Annotated in this window: 15 protein-coding genes; 4 read left to right on the top strand and 11 right to left on the bottom strand. The window is 31.8% G+C overall.

Going from position 1 to position 19,771, the window contains the following annotated elements; all coding sequences use genetic code 11:
* Positions 1-117 precede the first annotated feature (117 nt).
* Complete coding sequence (locus ACW9UN_RS04245; protein ID WP_459484186.1) at positions 118-2,748, bottom strand: DUF5916 domain-containing protein; 2,631 nt, start codon at positions 2,746-2,748, stop codon at positions 118-120.
* Positions 2,749-3,139: 391 nt separating this feature from the next.
* Here ACW9UN_RS04245 and rplM point away from each other — a divergent pair, with 391 nt between their 5' ends.
* From rplM to tsf, 4 genes are all read left to right on the top strand, one after another.
* Positions 3,140-3,595 carry a 50S ribosomal protein L13 gene (rplM, locus tag ACW9UN_RS04240; protein WP_459484184.1) on the top strand — a complete coding sequence of 152 codons (456 nt, stop codon included), beginning with the start codon at positions 3,140-3,142 and terminating at the stop codon, positions 3,593-3,595.
* A complete protein-coding gene (rpsI, locus tag ACW9UN_RS04235) occupies positions 3,595-3,981 on the top strand; it encodes a 30S ribosomal protein S9 (protein ID WP_459484183.1) in 387 nt (128 codons plus the stop codon). Before rplM ends, rpsI begins: the two co-directional genes overlap by 1 nt.
* A gap of 126 nt (positions 3,982-4,107) precedes the next feature.
* Positions 4,108-4,899, top strand: coding sequence for a 30S ribosomal protein S2 (gene rpsB, locus ACW9UN_RS04230; RefSeq protein ID WP_459484182.1), 792 nt, complete (start codon positions 4,108-4,110; stop codon positions 4,897-4,899).
* A gap of 48 nt (positions 4,900-4,947) precedes the next feature.
* Positions 4,948-5,913: a translation elongation factor Ts gene (tsf, locus tag ACW9UN_RS04225; RefSeq protein ID WP_459484180.1), complete on the top strand. Its 966-nt coding sequence runs from the start codon at positions 4,948-4,950 to the stop codon at positions 5,911-5,913.
* Positions 5,914-6,433: 520 nt separating this feature from the next.
* On the opposite strand, the gene ACW9UN_RS04220 is transcribed toward tsf, so the two are convergent.
* The 10 genes from ACW9UN_RS04220 to ACW9UN_RS04175 form a co-directional block, all read right to left on the bottom strand.
* The gene (locus ACW9UN_RS04220; protein WP_459484178.1) at positions 6,434-9,724 is read right to left on the bottom strand and encodes a tetratricopeptide repeat protein; all 3,291 of its coding nucleotides are present in this window, start codon (positions 9,722-9,724) and stop codon (positions 6,434-6,436) included.
* A 78-nt stretch (positions 9,725-9,802) separates the two neighbouring features.
* Complete coding sequence (locus ACW9UN_RS04215; RefSeq protein ID WP_459484177.1) at positions 9,803-10,069, bottom strand: heavy-metal-associated domain-containing protein; 267 nt, start codon at positions 10,067-10,069, stop codon at positions 9,803-9,805.
* Between the two features lie 5 nt (positions 10,070-10,074).
* Positions 10,075-10,440 (bottom strand): rhodanese-like domain-containing protein, encoded by a 366-nt coding sequence (locus tag ACW9UN_RS04210; protein WP_459484175.1) that lies wholly within the window; start codon positions 10,438-10,440, stop codon positions 10,075-10,077.
* Between the two features lie 5 nt (positions 10,441-10,445).
* Complete coding sequence (locus ACW9UN_RS04205; RefSeq protein ID WP_459484174.1) at positions 10,446-11,852, bottom strand: MBL fold metallo-hydrolase; 1,407 nt, start codon at positions 11,850-11,852, stop codon at positions 10,446-10,448.
* 74 nt (positions 11,853-11,926) lie between these two features.
* The gene (locus ACW9UN_RS04200; protein WP_459484173.1) at positions 11,927-13,654 is read right to left on the bottom strand and encodes a SulP family inorganic anion transporter; all 1,728 of its coding nucleotides are present in this window, start codon (positions 13,652-13,654) and stop codon (positions 11,927-11,929) included.
* 126 nt (positions 13,655-13,780) lie between these two features.
* Positions 13,781-14,803, bottom strand: a complete 1,023-nt coding sequence (gene ruvB / locus ACW9UN_RS04195; RefSeq protein WP_459484170.1) for a Holliday junction branch migration DNA helicase RuvB — start codon at positions 14,801-14,803, stop codon at positions 13,781-13,783.
* 105 nt (positions 14,804-14,908) lie between these two features.
* The gene (locus tag ACW9UN_RS04190) at positions 14,909-16,690 is read right to left on the bottom strand and encodes a cytochrome c oxidase subunit I (protein ID WP_459484167.1); all 1,782 of its coding nucleotides are present in this window, start codon (positions 16,688-16,690) and stop codon (positions 14,909-14,911) included.
* A gap of 21 nt (positions 16,691-16,711) precedes the next feature.
* A complete protein-coding gene (locus ACW9UN_RS04185) occupies positions 16,712-17,719 on the bottom strand; it encodes a cytochrome c oxidase subunit II (RefSeq protein WP_459484166.1) in 1,008 nt (335 codons plus the stop codon).
* A 36-nt stretch (positions 17,720-17,755) separates the two neighbouring features.
* Positions 17,756-19,189: a quinol:cytochrome C oxidoreductase gene (locus ACW9UN_RS04180; protein ID WP_459484164.1), complete on the bottom strand. Its 1,434-nt coding sequence runs from the start codon at positions 19,187-19,189 to the stop codon at positions 17,756-17,758.
* 30 nt (positions 19,190-19,219) lie between these two features.
* Entirely contained in the window at positions 19,220-19,765 is a 546-nt protein-coding gene (locus ACW9UN_RS04175) for a c-type cytochrome (protein ID WP_459484162.1), read from the bottom strand.
* Positions 19,766-19,771: the final 6 nt, after the last annotated feature.

Below are 19,771 nucleotides of genomic sequence, written 5' to 3'. Positions count from 1 at the left end.
TAAATTATGCCTTTATACCCAAAAAAATAGAATAAAATAAGTGTAACGTATGTTCGTGTCATAGATAAAAAACTTTTATGTAAATACACCACCTAATCACTATATATTTTTAATAAACTACCTTCTAAAACGATAGGTAAATTTCACTAAAAAAGTGTCGTTTGCTGGCGCATTAAATACTTGATCTGAAACAGCATCTACCAAATCTTCAGAAATTACAGCACTGCCCACAGAACCTCTAGACCAAACTAAAAACAATTCTGAACCAGGAATATATTCCCATCTTGCTACTAAGTTGGTTTGTAATTGTACAAACGAAAAATCAGGATTATCAAAAGAATAATCAGTGGTTCCATCTCTATTTTCATCAATTAAATAGGTATCATTCTGAGAACTAATTTGATCATCATCAAACACAGAAATTCTGTCATTAATGCTAGTACCTACTGGATTTACCACTCGATTTAAATCTGTAAACTTTCCTTTAGAAATAAACGGTTGCCCGTAAAATTGTAGCGAAATATCTGGTGTAAAACTATAATTTAAACGTAATGTTGTGGTTAAAGTTTGATTTTGAATTCTACCTAAAACGTATCTTGCTTCATTATTAAATCTACCTCTAGCCACATATTGTGTTCTATCATACAAATTAGCGTATTCTATATTTAAAGACATACTTAATGCATCTGTGGGTTGATAATTGGTTCGAATTACAAAACGATCTCTACCTACCACATTTTCTGAAGTGTGCCTGTTTGAATATCCTAAAGTAAAACTAAACAATTTGCTTCTATCAGAACCAAAGAAAAAATACGTAAAAGAAGTGTTGGGTCTTCTAAATCTTGGCCCTCCTCTTAGATAAAAATTATCAAAATAATTGGCATCAATTCCATAACCAGCTTCTGTCCACCAATTGTTTATCCAACTAATTTCACCATTCAATTCAAATCGAACTCTGTTTAAATTTCCAGCAAAATCATAATAAGTGGCTTGCTCAAATCTTGCTCTTATATTTCTGTAAGTTTCTGTGGGTACTTGCCATAAATGACTTAAGTTACCAAACTGAATAATCTCGTCAGTTCTTCGTAAAAACCCAACATCATTGAGTTCTAATTCTGGAGATCGCCAAATTACACCTCCATTATATCGCCAATTTCCACCACCATTTTTCCCCATTTCAATTCGTCCACCAGTACCAGACAAAGAGGTTTTATTAAAATCTACAGCAACATGACTTGCATCTGTTCTTTGAAAATTATGACGCAATGTTTGTTGGGTTGCTGTAATTGCTTCTTTACTCCCCAAAACATGACTAAAAATTACATTTCCGTCTAAAAAATATTCTCTGTTTTTCCAATTGTGCTGAAAATCGATTCCACCAGAATAAGCAGCTTTATGTAGTTCATTAAAATTATTATCTAAATGTCTGTTTGTAGCTGTAAAAATTCCGCCAATAAAAGAATTTCTATCATTAAAATCTTTTTGCACACGCGTTACAAAATAGTTGGTTAAAGGCTCAACAATCTCTTCTCTAGTAGCACCATCTGCCTGTCTTATTTCTGCAAACTCATTTCCTGTAACACTCTCTAAAACACCAATAGACCAACCATCTCTGGTTTTTCCAGAGAATTTTGCAGCTCCTAAAATTCTAGAATTTTGAGGCTCGTTAGCATATTCTCCATTTAAAAGATTTGCAGATCTATGAGGGTTTCTACCAATTCTTCTGCTGTAAAACAAATTATCACTTCCGTTTGCAAATTCGTAATCGAAAATATTACTATTCTCTACAAAAAACGGACGCTGTTCTCTAAAAAAAATTTGAAAACCATCTAAAGCAATCGCACCAGGATCAGCTTCTACCTGCCCAAAATCTGGATTAACAGTTAAATCTAAAGTCAAATCGTTGGTAATTCCGATTTTTGCATCTAGACCTGCATTTAACTTAAAATCTTTACCAGTTCTAAATGGATTTCCAGCTTCTGCTGGATATTTATCATATTGTAAAACTGTAAATGGCTGAATTTCTAATTGTTTTTGAGAAACCAAATTTTTTAAACCATGCAACTCACCAGCTTCACTAATAAATCCTGCCTGATTATTAGGTATTCTTTGCCAAAGTGATCTTTCTTGCAATCTAAAAATGGTTCTATTAATATTAAAACCCCAAATTTGCTCTTCTGCTTTACCAAATCGTAATTGACTAAAAGGAATTTTCATTTCGGCTGTCCAACCTTTATCATCAATTTTAGCATTTGTGTACCAAATAGGATTCCAACTATCATCCCAATTATCTCCATTTTGTGAGGCAAACTCCTCTCCTTTTACACCAGCAGCAGTTGTTGTAAAAACAAACGCTGTTCTTTTATCATGATAACTATCAATAATTACATTTACTCTATCACCCTGAAAACCATCTCTTCTACTTAATCTTCTTTGGATTAAATCTGGCTCAGCATCTAAAGCTCGAATTGCAACATAGAGATATTTTTTATCATACATCACCTTAAATAGAGTTTGATGTGTTGGAGGTTTCCCTTCATCTGGTTCTTTTTGCGTAAAATCTGAAGACCACTCCACAACATCCCAAGCATCATCAGAAACATCGCCATCTATTACAGGTACTTTTTTTAAAGGCTTGGTGGTATAAATTCTTTTAGGGATTTTGTTTTCAGAAGTTTCTTGACCTACTGTTTTTACAGATAAAAAAACAAAAAAAGCTAAAAATTTTAAGATGACGTTTGGTTGCATTCAGTTAATTAGGCTTTAAAAATATCGGCAAATATATGCTTACTTTAATTTCAGCACAAAAATAGCTTTCTATTTTCTTAACTTTTTGTTAATAATTCTGAATGTATTTTATGAATTCTCAAATATTTACAAATAAAAACAGCAACTATTTACAAATAACATATTATCAACCCTAATTCACCCTATTGCTATTATTTCTATTTTTTTAATTGATTTACAGCTATCTCTTTAATTTTTTATAGATTTACTTTAACTATTCTCAATTTACTGAAAATCAGTATAAATTATTCTAACTCACTATTTGTCAAACCAATAAAAAGAACTACATTTGCACTCCTTTTTTAAGGAAAATATATATTATTAACATAGCACAAAGACTAAAAGTGTAATTATGAACACATTAAGTTACAAAACAGTATCAGCGAACTCAGCTACCGTAAACAAGGAGTGGGTTTTAGTTGATGCAGACGGGCAAACGTTGGGTCGTCTAGCTTCTAAAGTAGCCAAGCTAATTAGAGGTAAATACAAGCCAAATTTTACTCCTCACGTAGATTGTGGAGATAACGTGGTAATTATCAACGCAGAAAAAATTAATTTGACTGGAAACAAGTGGAGAGACAAATCTTACATTCGTCACACAGGTTATCCAGGAGGACAAAGATCGTTAACTGCAACAGAAATGTTTGAGAAAGATCCTACAAGATTAATCGAAAAAGCAGTAAAAGGAATGTTACCAAAGAACACTTTGGGTAGCGCTTTATACAGAAACTTGTATGTATATGCAGGTGGAGAGCACAAACACGCAGGGCAAGAACCTAAAGCTATTAACCTTAACGATTACAAATAATGGATACAGTTCACAAAATCGGTAGAAGAAAAACTGCAGTTGCACGTATTTATCTTTCAGAAGGTACAGGTAATATTACAGTAAATAAAAAAGATTTTAAAAGTTACTTTACAACAGGAACTTTACAATATAAAGTACAACAACCTTTAATGTTAACAGAAAACTTAGAGTCTTACGACATTAAAGTTAATGTTTATGGAGGTGGAGTTACAGGACAAGCAGAAGCAATTCGTTTGGCTATTACTAGAGCTTTAGTTTCTATAAACGAAGAGCATAGATTAGTATTAAAACCAGAAGGTTTATTAACTCGTGATCCAAGAATGGTTGAACGTAAGAAATTCGGTCAGAAGAAAGCACGTAAGAAATTCCAGTTCTCTAAACGTTAATCCTTTGGGATTACTTTTAAGAGACTGTTATTATTTATTAATTAACAGTTTAGTATCTAAATGGTTAAGACTCGAAAGACTACTTAATCATTGATTTAAAAAACAGAAAGTAAACACATTTTAAAAATGGCAAACATTAATATTCAAGAATTATTAGACAATGGTGTACATTTTGGTCACTTAACAAGAAAGTGGAACCCAAATATGGCACCTTATATTTATACAGAGCGTAATGGTGTACACATCATTGATTTGTATAAAACTGCAGCTAAAATAGAAGAAACTTCAGAAGCGTTGAAAAAAATTGCAAACTCTGGACGTAAAATTTTATTTGTTGCAACAAAAAAACAAGCAAAAGATATTGTTGCTGACAAAGCAAAATCTGTAAATATGCCTTACATCACAGAAAGATGGCCAGGTGGTATGTTAACCAACTTTGTAACTATTAGAAAAGCTGTTAAAAAAATGGCTCAGATTGATAGAATGAAGACAGATGGTTCTTTTGATGCATTATCTAAAAGAGAAAAATTACAAATTAACCGTCAAAGAGAAAAATTAGAAAAGAACTTAGGTTCTATTTCTGATATGACTCGTTTACCAGGTGCATTATTTGTAATCGACATTAAAAAAGAACACATTGCTGTTGCTGAAGCACAAAAATTAAACATCCCAATTTTTGCAATGGTTGATACAAACTCTGACCCAAGACAGGTAGATTTTGTAATACCAGCAAATGACGATGCTTCTAAGTCTATTGACAAGGTTTTAGGTTTTGTAACGGATGCAATTGCAGAAGGTTTATCAGATAGAAAAGCAGATAAAGAAAAGGTAAAAGAAGCGAAAACTGCTCCTAAAAAAGAGGAAGCTAAAGTTGAGGCCGAAGTAACTGAAGCTCCTGCAACAGAAGAAAAAAAATAATTTTAATACATAATTAGAAACAAACGTTTCTTTAAAACTATTAAGAAAATGGCAAAAATTAGTGCTGCTGACGTAAAAAAATTAAGAGATGCTACTGGAGCTGGAATGATGGACTGTAAAAAGGCATTAGTAGAAGCAGAAGGTAACTTTGATAAAGCAATTGAAAATTTACGTAAAAAAGGACAGAAAATTGCTGCAAAAAGAGCTGATAGAGAATCTACAGAAGGTGTTGCAGTAACCAGAATTAACGAGGCAAAAACAGAAGGTGTTGCTATTGTTTTGGCTTGTGAAACTGACTTTGTGGGTAAAAATGAAAAGTTTGTTGCTTTAGGAGGTGAATTTGCTGATATCGCTTTAAACTGTGCTACTAAAGAAGAATTTTTAGCTGCCGATTTTGGTGGTATGACTGTTGCTGATAAATTGGTTGAACAAACTGGTGTTATTGGTGAAAAGTTAGACATTACTGCTTTTGAAAAAATTGAAGCTGCTTATGTTGGTGCTTACACGCATATTGGTAAAATTGCTGCTTTAGTTGGTTTATCTGCTGTTGTAGACAATGTTGAAACCTTAGCTAAAGATATCGCTATGCAAGTTGCCTCTATGGGAGCAACTACGTTATCTTACAAAGATTTTGATCCTGCTTATGTAGCTGCTGAAACAGAAGCTAGAATTGCAGTAATTGAAAAAGATAATATCGAGTTAGGTAGATTGGGTAAAACATTGAAAAATGTACCACAATACATTTCTATGTCTCAATTGACGCCAGAAGTTTTAGCTAAAGCTGAAGAAGAAGCAAAAGCACAATTAGCTGCTGAAGGAAAACCAGAAAAAATATGGGATAGAATCTTACCTGGTAAAATGGATCGTTTTATTGCAGATAATACTACTTTAGATATGGAGCAATGTCTTTTAGACCAAGCTTTTATTAAAGATGAAAAGAAAAACGTTGCTGAGTATGTTAGTACTTATGGTGATGTTGAAGTATCTGGATTTAAAAGAGTTACTTTAGGATAATTTTTTGATATCAATCCTATTAAAAAAGGAACTTATAAAGTAAAAAGCCTCGCAAATTGCGAGGCTTTTTTTATATCATTAAAAAAGAAAAACTTATGATTGGTTTTGGTGGTGGTCTTAACTAAAAATTACATCTTATCTTTTTACACCTAACATCAGCAAGCAGCACAACAATTGCCATTAGATTTGAAGGTCTCTATATATTTTCTAACTCATCTTTGTAAAAATTATGTTGTTCTTAAATTCTTTAATATCTTGTTTTAGTTTACCTTAGGTTGAAAAGTCACTTAACATAAGGTGCTAATAGTGTAGTTGAAAACCCTCAAATTCAAAGTAAGATTTCTTCATTTCAATCGAAATTACATTCGTTTTAAAGAATAGGAAATATAACATATTGATAATCAATCCTTTTGAAATCGAACTCAGGTTAATTAATGAGAGGTGTTTTTTTTAAAACTAGTTTTACTTTCTACTTATTTACAAAAACTAAACTCTTTTTCGAGTTCCTTATGTAAAAGCTTTAGATGTTTTCTGAGCTAACTATGGTTCCGTTAACATAAACATTTTTTGTAATCGGCTTTCCACTTTTATCATATAACAAACTCTTGCCATATAACACTCCATTGATGTAGTTAGACTCCTTTTTAATCTTTCCATTTTCATAATAAAGAACGCTCTTTCCATTACGTTCGCCAAATTTGTAAGATTGTTGTTGCTTAATTTTACCATTTAAAAAATACTCTTTTCTAGTACCTACAATTTCATCATCTTTATAAGTAAATTCATCTTGTACAAATCCGTTATAATAATAAGATTTGTACGAATTTACTAAATCACCATATTTATACTCCATAGCTTTAGAGGGTTTTCCATTACTGTAAAAAGCTTTGATTTTTCCGGTTTCGTTTTTTAAGGGAATCATAGGCAATTCAACATCATTTTTATCATTGTAGGTGTATCCTATTAATTGTCCGTAATTATAAAAACGCACTAATTGCAATTTTCCAGTGGGGTCATAAAACGCTTTTCTACCATGCAATTTATCATCAAAATATTCGGTTGATGACTGTACAACACCATCTTGAAAATAGCTTATACTTTTATCTATTTTATTACCATTTCTATACCTACTTACAGACGCTAATCGTCCATTTTCATAAAAATTTTCCTCTTTCCCGTTTAAATTTCCGTTTAAGTACGATGCCTTACTTTCTATTTCACCAGACTCGTAAAACCAAGTCCAATCTCCATGTTGATCACCATTATTATACGTTCCTTCTACTTTTTTATTCCCATTAAAATAATACGCTTTATATGCGCCATGTTTTATTTCATTTGTGTAGGTTATGGTTGCTTTTGGTTTGCCATTGGTATGATATAAAGTTATGGTATTTACTTTGGAATCTGAAGCATATTTTATAGTACGAATCGATTTTTCATCTTCATCAAAATTTTCTTCTGAAATTAAATTACCGTACTTTAAATTGGTGATATAATTCAATTTTCCTTTAGCATCAAAATATTGTTGCTTACCATGCAATTGCCCTCGATTGAAAAAATTAATAGACTTTATAGTACCATTTTTATAATAATATCTCCATTCGCCAAATTGGTATCCATCTTTGTACCATCCTTGTGTACTAAGTTGTTTATTTTTATAGTAAGCAGTATAATAGCCATTTAAAACGTTTAATTTATAAGGAGTTATAGATTCTATATTTCCATTTTTATGAAACCTAACATAATCACCATCCTTATTGTTTTCAATAAAATAACACTCACCTTTTAAAACACCGTTATTAGAATAAAATTTCCAAAAACCTGCTTTTTGTCCTAAATTATTATTGATACCTATAGATGTTAAATTCCCTTGAGGAGAGTAACTTTTAAACTTTAGAAGTGTATCTTTTTTGCTGCTTTTATCTAATACAGAACCGTCTTTATTGTAATAAGTATATGCCGTAATTTGCCCATTTTCATAAAAATAATCATAATGAGGTTTGCCATCGGTATCATTAGCAATATAAATATTATGTAATTTACCCTTTTTGTAATCAAACTCACTTTGTAGTATACCATTGGCATAAAACATTTGCCACGAACCGTCGTAAAAGGCTTTTACACTTTTACCATTTTCATATAACTGACCATTTGGGTGATATGATTTGTAAATTCCATTTCTAGCACTATTAAAATATTCAGTTACAGATGAAACTTTATTATTGGGGTAATAGATGGTTTTCTTACCACTTAAAACGCCATTGATATAATCTGATTTTGAGTACACACTTCCGTTGGCATAATACTCTATAGCTTCGCCTTCTATTCTATCCTTTTCATAAGGAATTTTAAATTCTAGTAAATCTTCACCTACTTTAAAATACGATTTAAACATACCGTCTAAAAGGCCATCTTTGTAATATTTACGTTGAGATAATGCTCCATTACTAGTGTAAACTTCGTACTTACCTTCTATGTTATTATCTTTAAATGAAAGACTTATGTTAATCTTACCATTATCGAAATACATAATATTTTTGCCGTTTAAAGCACCATTTTTATAATTGGCTATCTCTTTAATATCACCTAAATGATTATACCAAATCCACTTGCCTGTTTTCTTTTGATTTTTATCAAAACCACCTCTTGTGGCTAGCTTTCCATAATCATCATAAAAATCCCAAACACCAATTGGCTTATTATTTTCTTTTTTACCAATAGCACTTAAAACGCCTCCTATATATTCGTAATATACCTCTTGTTTTTGGCCGTTAAAATCGGCAATATTTTTAGACAAAATGGCTTGCCATTTGCTTTTATACAATTCCGAAAAAGTAATAATTTTATCGGTATTGTTCTCTATTACTTTTTTATGTTGTTGATTTTGGGTGGAAAACAACATTGAATATATAAAATGATTAAAGTAATTATTTTCTACAATCCATTTGTAAAAAGTTACATATTTCTGACTCCAAAAACCGCCATCATTAGAAAAATCTTTAAGATTTTGCATCATAATATGATTTTGATTCACTAAAGCCAACTCAATTTCATTATTCGTTTTATAACTTAGTTTGATAGAAGATTTACTACTTAATATAGCATCTATTTTTTTAAACTTATTATCTGTATCAACCAGTTGTAATTTATCGTTTGCATTAAATGGACTAAGTAAAGCGGCTTTATTGTTTATTTCTTTAATTGCAGAAAACGCCTCTTCACCATCAGGATCTAAAAGCAAATACATATTAAATGCCATTAAAGATTGGGTAAACTTTTTTTGATTGTAAAAAATATTACCAATTTTAAAATGCGGTTTGTTAAATAACGGATTGAGTAAAATAGCTTCTTTATAAGACTCTAGAGCTTCTTTTATTTTGTTTTGTTGTTCTAAAACCTCGCCTTTATGATACCATATCAGATAGTTTTTAGGATATATTTGAATTGCCTTATTATAGGTTTCTATAGCAGCATCATATTGTTTTAAGGTGGTTAAAGCACTGGCTTTATTAATGTAGAAAAAAACTTTTGGGTTACTATGATTTGCTTCGATACCTTGGTCTGCAACTTTAACTACTTCCTCAAATTTTTTGAGCTGCAGTAAATAATATGATTTTAAACTTAGTACCGAAAAATACACAGAATCGTTTTTATTGATTTTATTAGCCAAAGACAATGCTTTGGCATAATCTTTTTGTGCTACTGCCTGCTCTATTTGCGGCTGAATTTGGTGATAATCAATAAAAGGAATTTTCTGTTGTGCATTAGATATGCTACATATAAAAACAACTATTACAAAGATTTTTTTCATGTGTCAAAATTACAAAAAAAGAGGATGAAAACCCGCAGATGCAAGTTTTTATCCTCTTTAACAATTTAGCGTTTACGATTAAGCGTCTAGCCTACCTACAGCACAACTTACAAAAGATTTTGCTTTATGAACTACAGTATTCTTATCGCCTACTTCTGGATAACCTAATTTGGACAATTTAGATTTAATTTCTTCTAAATTTTCATTTTCTGTAACAATTGAAACGATAGATTTTTCTACATCAATTTCAACCTCACTTACATTTTCTATAGCTAATATCCCTTTTTTAATTGTTGCAGCACAACCACCACATTTTAAATTTTCTATTTGTATATCTGTCTTCATAATATTTAGTTTTCTTTTTTCCATTGGTTATATCCGCCTAAAACATTGTAGACGTTGTATCCTTTTTCCTGCAATATTTTTGCTGATTTACCACTTCTATTTCCACTTCTACAATATAAATAAACCGCTTTATTTTTATCTAATTGTTTTGAGGCTTGTTTAAAAAAATCGTAATCGAAATAATTGGCAAACTTTGCTGTTTTTATAAAACCCTTTTCAATTTCTTTTGGGGTTCTTACATCTAAGAGTTGAATTTGTTCTTTTTCTAATAGTGCTTTCAATTCAATTGTAGTTATAGATTTTGAATCATTTTGAGCACTACAACCAGTAAAAGTCAAAAAAAATAACAATACAAAAAAACTAGACCTCATTTTCTTTATTTTAAAGTTGATGGACAAACAGTCTCTGTTCTTTCGATATTAGTATCTCTAATAGCTGCATAGCCACCTGCAACATCAATAACATTATGAAATCCTCTTGATTTTAAAATAGATGCTGCAATTACAGATCTGTAACCTCCTGCACAATGTACATAAAAGTTCTCTTTTTCGGGGAATTCTGCTATATGATCATTTAAAAAGTCTAAAGGTGTATTTTCAGCTATTTTTATATGTTCGCTAGTATACTCACCAGGTTTTCGAACGTCAAAAACTTGTGCATTTTCTTTAATCTTAGTTGCTAAAATATCTGCAGAAACAGAATTTAAGGCATCGATTTCTTTCCCAGCATTTTGCCAAGAAGAAAAACTACCTTCTAAATAACCTAACACATTGTCAAAACCTACTCTAGATAATCTTGTAATTACCTCTTCTTCTTTCCCTTTTGGTGATACCAATAAAATAGGCTGTTGAATATCTTTTATTAAAGCACCAACCCAAGGCGCAAAACCACCATCAAGTCCTATAAAAATAGATTGTGGAATAAAGCCTTTTACAAATTCTGTTTGATGACGAACATCTAAAACAATAGCATCTGTTGTATTTGCAACCAATTCGAACTCTTTTACAGATAACGGTTTTGCAGATGTTTTGATCACATCATCTATATCTTTATATCCTTCTTTGTTTAATTTAACATTTAGAGGGAAATATGCAGGTGGTGGCAACAACCCATCTGTAACTTCATTGATAAACTCCTCTTTTGTCATATCTGCTCTTAGAGCGTAATTGGTTTCTTTTTGATTACCAATTGTACCAACAGTTTCTTTACTTAAATTTTTACCACAAGCAGAACCTGCACCGTGAGCAGGGTATACAATTACATCATCTGGAAGGGTCATTACTTTTGTTCGTAAACTATCAAATAAAAAGCCCGCTAAATCTCTTTCTGTAATATTTCCTTTTTGCGCCAAATCTGGTCGTCCAACATCACCTAAAAACAATGTATCACCACTAAATAAGGCATGGTCTTTTCCGTTTTCATCTTTCAATAAAAAGCAACTACTTTCCATAGTATGTCCAGGTGTATGTAGTACTGTTATTGTAATGTCGCCTAATGTAAAAGTCTGCTTGTCTTTTGCTATAACTGCATCAAAATTTGTTTTTGCTGATGGACCATACACAATTTTTGCTCCAGTTTTTTCAGCCAATGTTACATGACCACTTACAAAATCTGCGTGAAAATGAGTTTCAAAAATATATTTGATAGTTGCACCATTCTTTTCTGCTCTGTTGATATAATCTTGTACTTCTCTTAATGGATCAATAATAGCTACTTCTCCTTTACTTTCTATGTAATAAGCTCCTTGCGCTAAGCAGCCAGTATATATTTGTTGTATAATCATAATAAAAATTTAAATAACTTTAAAAATATGTTTTAACCTACGCTATTAAAATGACTTCTGTCAGTTTATATTCTTTACCTATATGCTTGATGTATATATTTTGCATACTTTTCTTGGTGTTTTCTATCACCAGTTTTATAATATTTTACGGCTTGATTTGCCCTCATAAAAAAGTGATGGATATCTATGATTTGTAAAATTCCACTTCTAAACAAATCATCTCTAACAGGTCCTTTTACACCTGCAAAATAAAATGTAACTCCTCTTTTTTTGTAAAACTTAATTCGTTCTTTAAGCATTTCTAAACCAGTGCTATCTACTCTGTTGATACTTTCTGCATCTAATACAATCAATTTTAATGCCTTGCCTTTTTTTGATGCCATTTCGTCTAAATTATCTCTAAAATAACTTGCATTGGCATAAAATAATTGCGCATCGAATCGAAATACTAAAATATCATCTTCAATAATTACTTCTTCAAATCGGTTTTTATTCCTGTAAAAATTTGAATCGGGAACTTTACCTAATTCTGTGATGTATGGCCTTGACGTTCTATAGATTAAAACAATAAGTGATAAGCCCACGCCTACCACAATTCCGAACTCTATACCTAGTAATAATGTGGCTAGAAAAGTAGAAATCATCAACCAAAAATCTAATTTGTTTGCGTTCCACAAAAATTTACCTTCCTTTATATTTATCAAATTAAAAACCGCAACAATAATAATTGCTGCTAAAACTGTTTTTGGTAAATGATAAAATAAAGGTGTTAAAAAAAGTAAGGTTAAAACTACCATTACTACAGAAATTAGAGCAGCCATACCAGTTTTTCCACCACTTTCTTGATTGATTGCTGATCTAGAAAAACTTGATGTTGATGGGTATGCCTTAAAAAAAGATCCTGCCATATTACTTAATCCTAATGCTATAAGTTCTTGGTTTGGTCTAATTCTGTATTCATCTTGTTTGGCCTCTAATGATTTACCGATAGAAATGGTTTCTAAATAGCCAACCATTACTAAAGTTAACGCTATTGGAAAAAGTTCTTTAATTTGATCTAGATCAAATTCTGGAATACTAAAAACGGGTAAACCTGATGGAATATCTTTTACAATAGATACATCTTCGAAAGATGTTCCAAAGTATTTCATTATCAAAATTCCTATAATTACCACTATTAGTGCATTCGGAATTTTTTTATTTATTCTCCTAAAGAGGATAATTACTATAACTGATATTATACCTATAATTGTTGTATGAAGATTAAAATTGGCAATTTGCATCCAAATATCTTCAATAACATACTGAATTTGATCACTTTGTATAAAATCTACACCTAATAAATTTCGAAATTGGTTTAAACCGATTATTAATGCAACAGCCGATGTAAACCCTGTGATTACAGGTTTTGAAAGGAAATTTACAATAAAACCTAAACTAAATATACCTAAAATAAACTGTATGGCACCAACCATAAGTGCTAACAAAATGGCGATGCTAATATAACTTTCTGAACCTGCTAATGCTAAAGTTGAAACCCCTGTTGCCACAATTAAAGAATCCATTGCTACAGGCCCAATAGCGACTTGTCTTGACGATCCAAATATGGCATACATTACTTGTGGGACTAACGCACAGTACAAACCATAAATTGGTGGTAAACCTGCAATAAGTGCATAAGCAATACCTTGTGGTATTAAAATAATACCTACAGTTATACCCGCAACTAAATCGCCTTTAAAAAGAGCTGCATTGTAGTTGGGTAACCATTCTAAAATCGGTATTACTTTTTTTATATTCATTCCTATCCTAGCCTTCCCAAAGGGAAGGAACTCTTAATCTTGTATTATTTTTATTCTCTATTTTTTGTCTCTAGTCTCTAGTCTCTAGTCTCTTGTCTCTTGTCTCTTGTCTCTTGTCTCTACAACTCAAAACAATTCCCCTTGATTTCTTCCTTTAGTTCTACCTAAGTGTTTATACGCTAATTCCGTTACTTCTCTTCCTCTTGGAGTTCTCATAATAAACCCTTGTTGTATTAAAAATGGTTCATAAACTTCTTCAATAGTTTCGGTGTTTTCTGAAACTGCTGTTGCAATTGTACTTATTCCTACAGGGCCTCCTTTAAATTTATCAATAATAGTTTCTAATATTTTATTATCCATTTCATCCAAGCCATGAGCATCAACATTTAAAGCTTTTAGCGCATATTTTGCAATATGAATAGTTATGGTTCCATCTCCTTTTATTTGAGCAAAATCTCGAACTCTACGCAATAAAGCATTTGCAATTCTTGGTGTTCCTCTACTTCTTCCTGCAATTTCAATTGCTGCTTCCATAGAGATAGGTACTTTTAAGATTTGTGAGCTTCTTTGAATAATTGTTGTTAACAATTCTGTAGAATAATAATGTAACCTACTGCTGATTCCAAAACGAGCTCTCATTGGAGCAGTCAACAATCCTGATCGAGTTGTAGCACCTATTAACGTAAATGGTTCTAAATTAATCTGAACTGTTCTTGCATTTGGACCAGATTCAATCATAATATCTATCTTATAATCTTCCATAGCAGAATAGAGGTACTCTTCGACTATAGGACTTAATCTATGAATTTCGTCTATAAATAGTACATCTCGTTCGTCTAAATTGGTTAACAAACCCGCCAAATCTCCAGGCTTATCGAGTACAGGGCCAGATGTTACCTTTATACCTACTTCGAGTTCGTTTGCTAAAATATGAGCTAAAGTTGTTTTACCTAAACCTGGAGGCCCATGAAACAACGTATGGTCTAATGCCTCACCTCTTTGATTAGCAGCTTCTACAAATATTTTTAAATTTTCTAATGCTTGATCTTGACCTGTAAAATCTTCGAAAGTAAGTGGACGTAATTTTTTCTCAACATCCAAATCTTCGTTTGATAAATTTGTATTTTCAGGATTCAGGTTTTCGTTCATATACACAAAGATAATATTATTTAAAATAGCTTTTTGTAAGTTATGTTACAAACAAAAAAAGCCTTTCCAAAATAGGAAAGGCTTTTTTTTATAAATTTAATATAGCTATGATGGCTCTTCTCCATCTAAAAGTGGCGTTGTTTGCAAAACAAAATCTTGACCATGTAAATAATCGCTATCGTCATCATTAGGGTCTATACGTTTACTATAATCGTAGGCCCATCTATGGACTTCTGGTATTTTACCTGGCCAATTACCATGAACATGCTCTACAGGAGTTGTCCACTCCATTGTATTCGATTTCCATGGGTTTTGAGAAGCTTTTTCTCCTCTGTAGATAGAAATGAAGAAATTTGCTAAGAATATTATTTGTGCTAAACCACCTACTAATGCAAATATTGTAATTACAACATTAATATCTGCTAAATCATCAAACATTGGAAATGCTGTGTTTGAATAGTACCTTCTAGGCAAACCAGCCAAACCAATAAAATGCATAGGCCAAAATACTCCATAAGCACATACTATAGTAGTCCAAAAATGCCAATAGCCTAATTTCTTATTCATCATTCTACCATACATCTTAGGGAACCAATGATAAATACCAGCATACATTCCAAAAATAGCAGAAACCCCCATTACCAAGTGAAAGTGTGCAACTACGAAATAAGTATCATGTATTGCAATATCCAAAGCTGAATCACCTAAAACTAAGCCTGTTAAACCACCTGTTACAAATGTTGATACTAAACCAATAGAAAATAACATGGCAGGGTTTAATTGTAAGTTACCTTTCCAAAGTGTAGTAACATAATTAAATGCCTTTACAGCAGAAGGAATTGCAATTAATAAAGTTGTAAATGTAAATACAGATCCTAAGAAAGGATTCATACCAGATACAAACATGTGGTGCCCCCAAACTATTGTTGATAGAAAAGCAATAGCCATTATAGACATTACCATAGCTCTATATCCAAAAATAGGTTTTCTTGAGTTTGTTGATATAATTTCTGATGTAATACCCAATGCAGGTAATAAAACGATATAAACTTCTGGGTGTCCTAAAAACCAAAATAGATGTTCATATAAAACAGGGGAACCTCCCTGGTAGTGTAATACCTCTCCAGAAATAAATATATCTGACAAATAAAATGATGTACCAAAACTTCTATCAAAAACCAATAATAGCGCAGCCGATAATAAAACTGGAAAAGAAACAACACCTATAATTGCAGTGATAAAAAATGCCCAAATTGTTAAAGGCAATCTCGTCATTTTCATTCCCTTTGTTCTTAGATTTAAAACCGTAACAATATAATTTAATGCCCCTATTAGAGAGGATGCAATAAATATAGCCATCGCCACTAACCAAAGTGTCATACCTGAACCTGAACCTGGTATGGCTTGTGGTAAAGCACTTAATGGTGGGTATACAGTCCAACCTGCTGAAGCTGGGCCTGCTTCAACAAATAATGAAATCACCATTATTACACTTGATAGGAAAAACAACCAATATGAAACCATGTTTAAAAAACCTGATGCCATGTCTCTTGCACCGATTTGTAATGGTATTAATAAATTTGAAAAAGTACCACTTAAACCTGCTGTTAATACAAAGAATACCATAATGGTACCATGTATAGTTACTAGAGCCAAATAAATGTCTGGACTCATAATACCATCAGATTGATGAGGTCCTAAGAATGCTTCTATAATAGAAAAAGATTTTTCTGGCCATGCTAATTGCAATCTAAATAGCATAGACATTAAGACCGCAATTACCCCCATAAACATTCCTGTTACCAGAAACTGTTTAGAAATCATTTTATGATCTTGACTAAAAATATATTTTGTTACAAACGTTTCTTTATGATGATGATTTGACATAATCTTATTTATTTGTAGTTTTTATTGTTTTATAACTGAAGCTAAAGTTGGCTGTTCTGCAATCCATTTGTCATATTCTTCTTGCTCAACAACTGTAATCTTCATTTGCATACTGTAATGAGAGGCTCCACAAATTTTATTACAAAGTAAAAGGTAATCAAATTCGTAAAGGTCTTCTCCTTTAGCTGCTCTAATTTTATTTATTCCTTTTGTTTTTTCAATAACTTCGGGCTGTTGCCTCATTTCTTCTGTGGTATACTTTGGGGTAAAACCGAATTCTGTAACCATTCCTGGTACGCAATTCATTTGTGCTCTAAAGTGAGGCATATATGCTGAATGTAAAACGTCTTGTGATCGAAATTTGAAGTGTACTTTTTTTCCTTTTGGAAGATACAATTCTGTTACTTGAATATCATCTTGGGCATTTTCATCTTTCATATCCACACCCATGGTGTTTATACCTTTAATGTAGTTTACATTCCCTAAACCTAAAGTATTATCTTCACCAGCATATCTAGCGTCCCATCTAAACTGTTGCGAATACACTTCGATAACGATAGCATCTTCATCGGATATATCCATAACATTATTCCATTGCCACAAACCATAACCAATTAGCCCTACCAACACAACTGCTGGAGTAACAGTCCAAATTAATTCTAACTGATGACTATCTGCATAAAACTTTGCTTTTCTATTTTTATTACCTCTATACTTAAATGTGAAGTAAAATATTAAAAACTGCATGATAAATTGAACGATACCAATCAACCAAAATGTAATATTGAATAGTCTGTCATCATGTTCTCCTTCAATTGATGCAGATTCAGGTAGCATAATTACATTTAATGCAATTAAGCAGTAAATCATAATTGCGTACAGAAAAACCATAAAATAAATTGAATATTTACCCTGATTTGCATTGTCTTTATCATTAGCAATGACTTCTCTAAAATTTAAAATCCTAGTGATTTGCCAAAAACTTACACCTATTGCAACACCTATAAAAATATAAAATAGAGCTAGCATATATATCTTTTCTTAATTGTTTAATTCTTGATTTTATTAATGATGGTCAGTTGATTCCTCTCCTCTATGTTCAATATTATAATAGTGGAAGTGTTCACTTTCTTTTAAAAATGGATTGCCTTTAGGTATAGGATTTGCCTTGGCAAATGCACTAAAAACAGTATAAATAAAAATACCAAGGAAAAATAATAAAGCACTAATTTCTGGTATTCCAAAAGCCCACTGAGCTCCAACTGTACCAGGCATAACCATAATAAAAATATCTACATAATGACCTACTAAAATAACAATACCCCCTATCACAACAAACCATGGAATACTTTTAAAGTCACTATTTAACAATAATAACACTGGGAATATGAAATTCATAGCTACCATTGCTAAAAAAGGTAATTTATATTCATTAAAACGTGCCGCAAAGTAAGTTGTTTCCTCTGGAATATTTGCATACCATATCAGCATAAATTGAGCAAACCATAAATATGTCCAAAATACTGAGAAGCCGAACATAAATTTAGCTAAGTCATGAATATGACTGTCGTTCACGGAAGGTAATGCTCCCTTTGATCTTAAATAAATTGTTACAAATGCTATAACTGTTAATGCGCTGACCAACAAACTTGCTAAAACATACCAACCAAACAAAGTCGAAAACCAATGAGGATCTAATCCCATAATCCAGTCCCATGACATCATTGATTCTGTAATCATGAATATGAAGATAAAAACTACAGAAGAATTGTAATTAAATTTAAATAATTTACCTCCATCGTTTGCAGTATCTTCTTTAATAGAATTTTTTCTAATTAACCATCTATAAGCATTCCATAATGCTAGATAAACAATACCTCTGATAGTCCAACCTGGCACATTCATCCACCATGATTTACCATCAACAATAGCATCATAATTATCACTTGCTGGATCAAAAGTACCTTCTGCCATCCACGGAAAAATGTGATTGATATGCATTGCCGACAAAATAATGATTACCAACATAAAAATAGAGGTTGGTACTAAATTAGCTGAAATTGCCTCCATCACCCTAAAAAGGACTATTGACCAACCAGATTGTGCCACCCTTTGCGCAGCATAAAAGGCTAATACCAATAATGATATCCCTAAGAAAAAGAATAAGGCTACATAAAACGCTGACCAAGATCTGTTTTGTAATTGATGTAAAACATGTTCTAAATGTTCATCGTGATCAGCTTCATGAGCCTCAGGTTCATTATGATTATCTGTATGATGCGCATCTGAACTAGAGTGATGATCATCACTAATAACACCTGTTACATTTTCCTGTCCATGAGAATCTTCATGATTACTATCATGTGCCGCGTGCTGTGCTACTGCTTCTTTAGCGTCCTCAATAGTTGGAGTGTTAAAGAAACTAAATGTTATTCCTAAAACACCAATTAAAATTAATGCTAATGAGAATATTTTTAATTTACCTGAGAATTGATACATATCTTTAGTATTCTATCTTTTTGTAATTATTTATAATTCTGAACGTAATTTTTCTACGTAATGAATTATTTGCCAACGTTCGTTATATGTTAATTGAGATGAATGAGATCCCATCAGATTTTTACCATGCATAATTACATGATAAATAGTACCTGCATTTATATCTCTATCCTTATAACTTGGTATACCTTCAAACTTCTCTGCTTGAGATAAATATCCATTTCCGTCTCCTTTTTTTCCATGACAAGAAATACAATAAATCTCGTACATCGCTTTACCATTAGCCAAATTCTCCTCAGATTTATCTAATGGATTTTTTAATTCTGTTCTTGCCTTTTCATAACCTTCTGGTGTATCTGGTATATCGTAAGCTGGGTGACCTCCTCTTGGAATAGATCCTGCTACTGGTGGTATATTTACTGGATTCCCATTTAAACCATCTGCATCATCTGCATCATAAGGAATAGATACATACATATCAGGCATATATTCTACTCTAGGAGTTCTTCTCTTATCACTACAAGAAATAACGCTTGTAATAACGATCAAAGCAATAAGTAATTTTAAACTTTTCATTATCTA

Source organism: Polaribacter litoreus (assembly GCF_054584775.1).
Note: the sequence above shows the minus strand (reverse complement) of the source record. Positions and strands in the feature narration are given on the sequence as shown.

Bases quoted from the DNA above. Each gene is read 5' to 3' on its own strand.
- tsf (WP_459484180.1), top strand. From the start codon at position 4,948: ATGGCAAAAATTAGTGCTGCTGACGTAAAAAAATTAAGAGATGCTACT.
- rplM (WP_459484184.1), top strand. From the start codon at position 3,140: ATGAACACATTAAGTTACAAAACAGTATCAGCGAACTCAGCTACCGTA.
- ACW9UN_RS04185 (WP_459484166.1), bottom strand. From the start codon at position 17,719: ATGCTAGCTCTATTTTATATTTTTATAGGTGTTGCAATAGGTGTAAGT.
- ACW9UN_RS04220 (WP_459484178.1), bottom strand. From the start codon at position 9,724: ATGAAAAAAATCTTTGTAATAGTTGTTTTTATATGTAGCATATCTAAT.
- ACW9UN_RS04190 (WP_459484167.1), bottom strand. From the start codon at position 16,690: ATGTCAAATCATCATCATAAAGAAACGTTTGTAACAAAATATATTTTT.
- ACW9UN_RS04180 (WP_459484164.1), bottom strand. From the start codon at position 19,189: ATGTATCAATTCTCAGGTAAATTAAAAATATTCTCATTAGCATTAATT.
- ACW9UN_RS04210 (WP_459484175.1), bottom strand. From the start codon at position 10,440: ATGAGGTCTAGTTTTTTTGTATTGTTATTTTTTTTGACTTTTACTGGT.
- ruvB (WP_459484170.1), bottom strand. From the start codon at position 14,803: ATGAACGAAAACCTGAATCCTGAAAATACAAATTTATCAAACGAAGAT.
- ACW9UN_RS04200 (WP_459484173.1), bottom strand. From the start codon at position 13,654: ATGAATATAAAAAAAGTAATACCGATTTTAGAATGGTTACCCAACTAC.
- ACW9UN_RS04245 (WP_459484186.1), bottom strand. From the start codon at position 2,748: ATGCAACCAAACGTCATCTTAAAATTTTTAGCTTTTTTTGTTTTTTTA.
- ACW9UN_RS04205 (WP_459484174.1), bottom strand. From the start codon at position 11,852: ATGATTATACAACAAATATATACTGGCTGCTTAGCGCAAGGAGCTTAT.
- ACW9UN_RS04175 (WP_459484162.1), bottom strand. From the start codon at position 19,765: ATGAAAAGTTTAAAATTACTTATTGCTTTGATCGTTATTACAAGCGTT.
- rpsB (WP_459484182.1), top strand. From the start codon at position 4,108: ATGGCAAACATTAATATTCAAGAATTATTAGACAATGGTGTACATTTT.
- rpsI (WP_459484183.1), top strand. From the start codon at position 3,595: ATGGATACAGTTCACAAAATCGGTAGAAGAAAAACTGCAGTTGCACGT.
- ACW9UN_RS04215 (WP_459484177.1), bottom strand. From the start codon at position 10,069: ATGAAGACAGATATACAAATAGAAAATTTAAAATGTGGTGGTTGTGCT.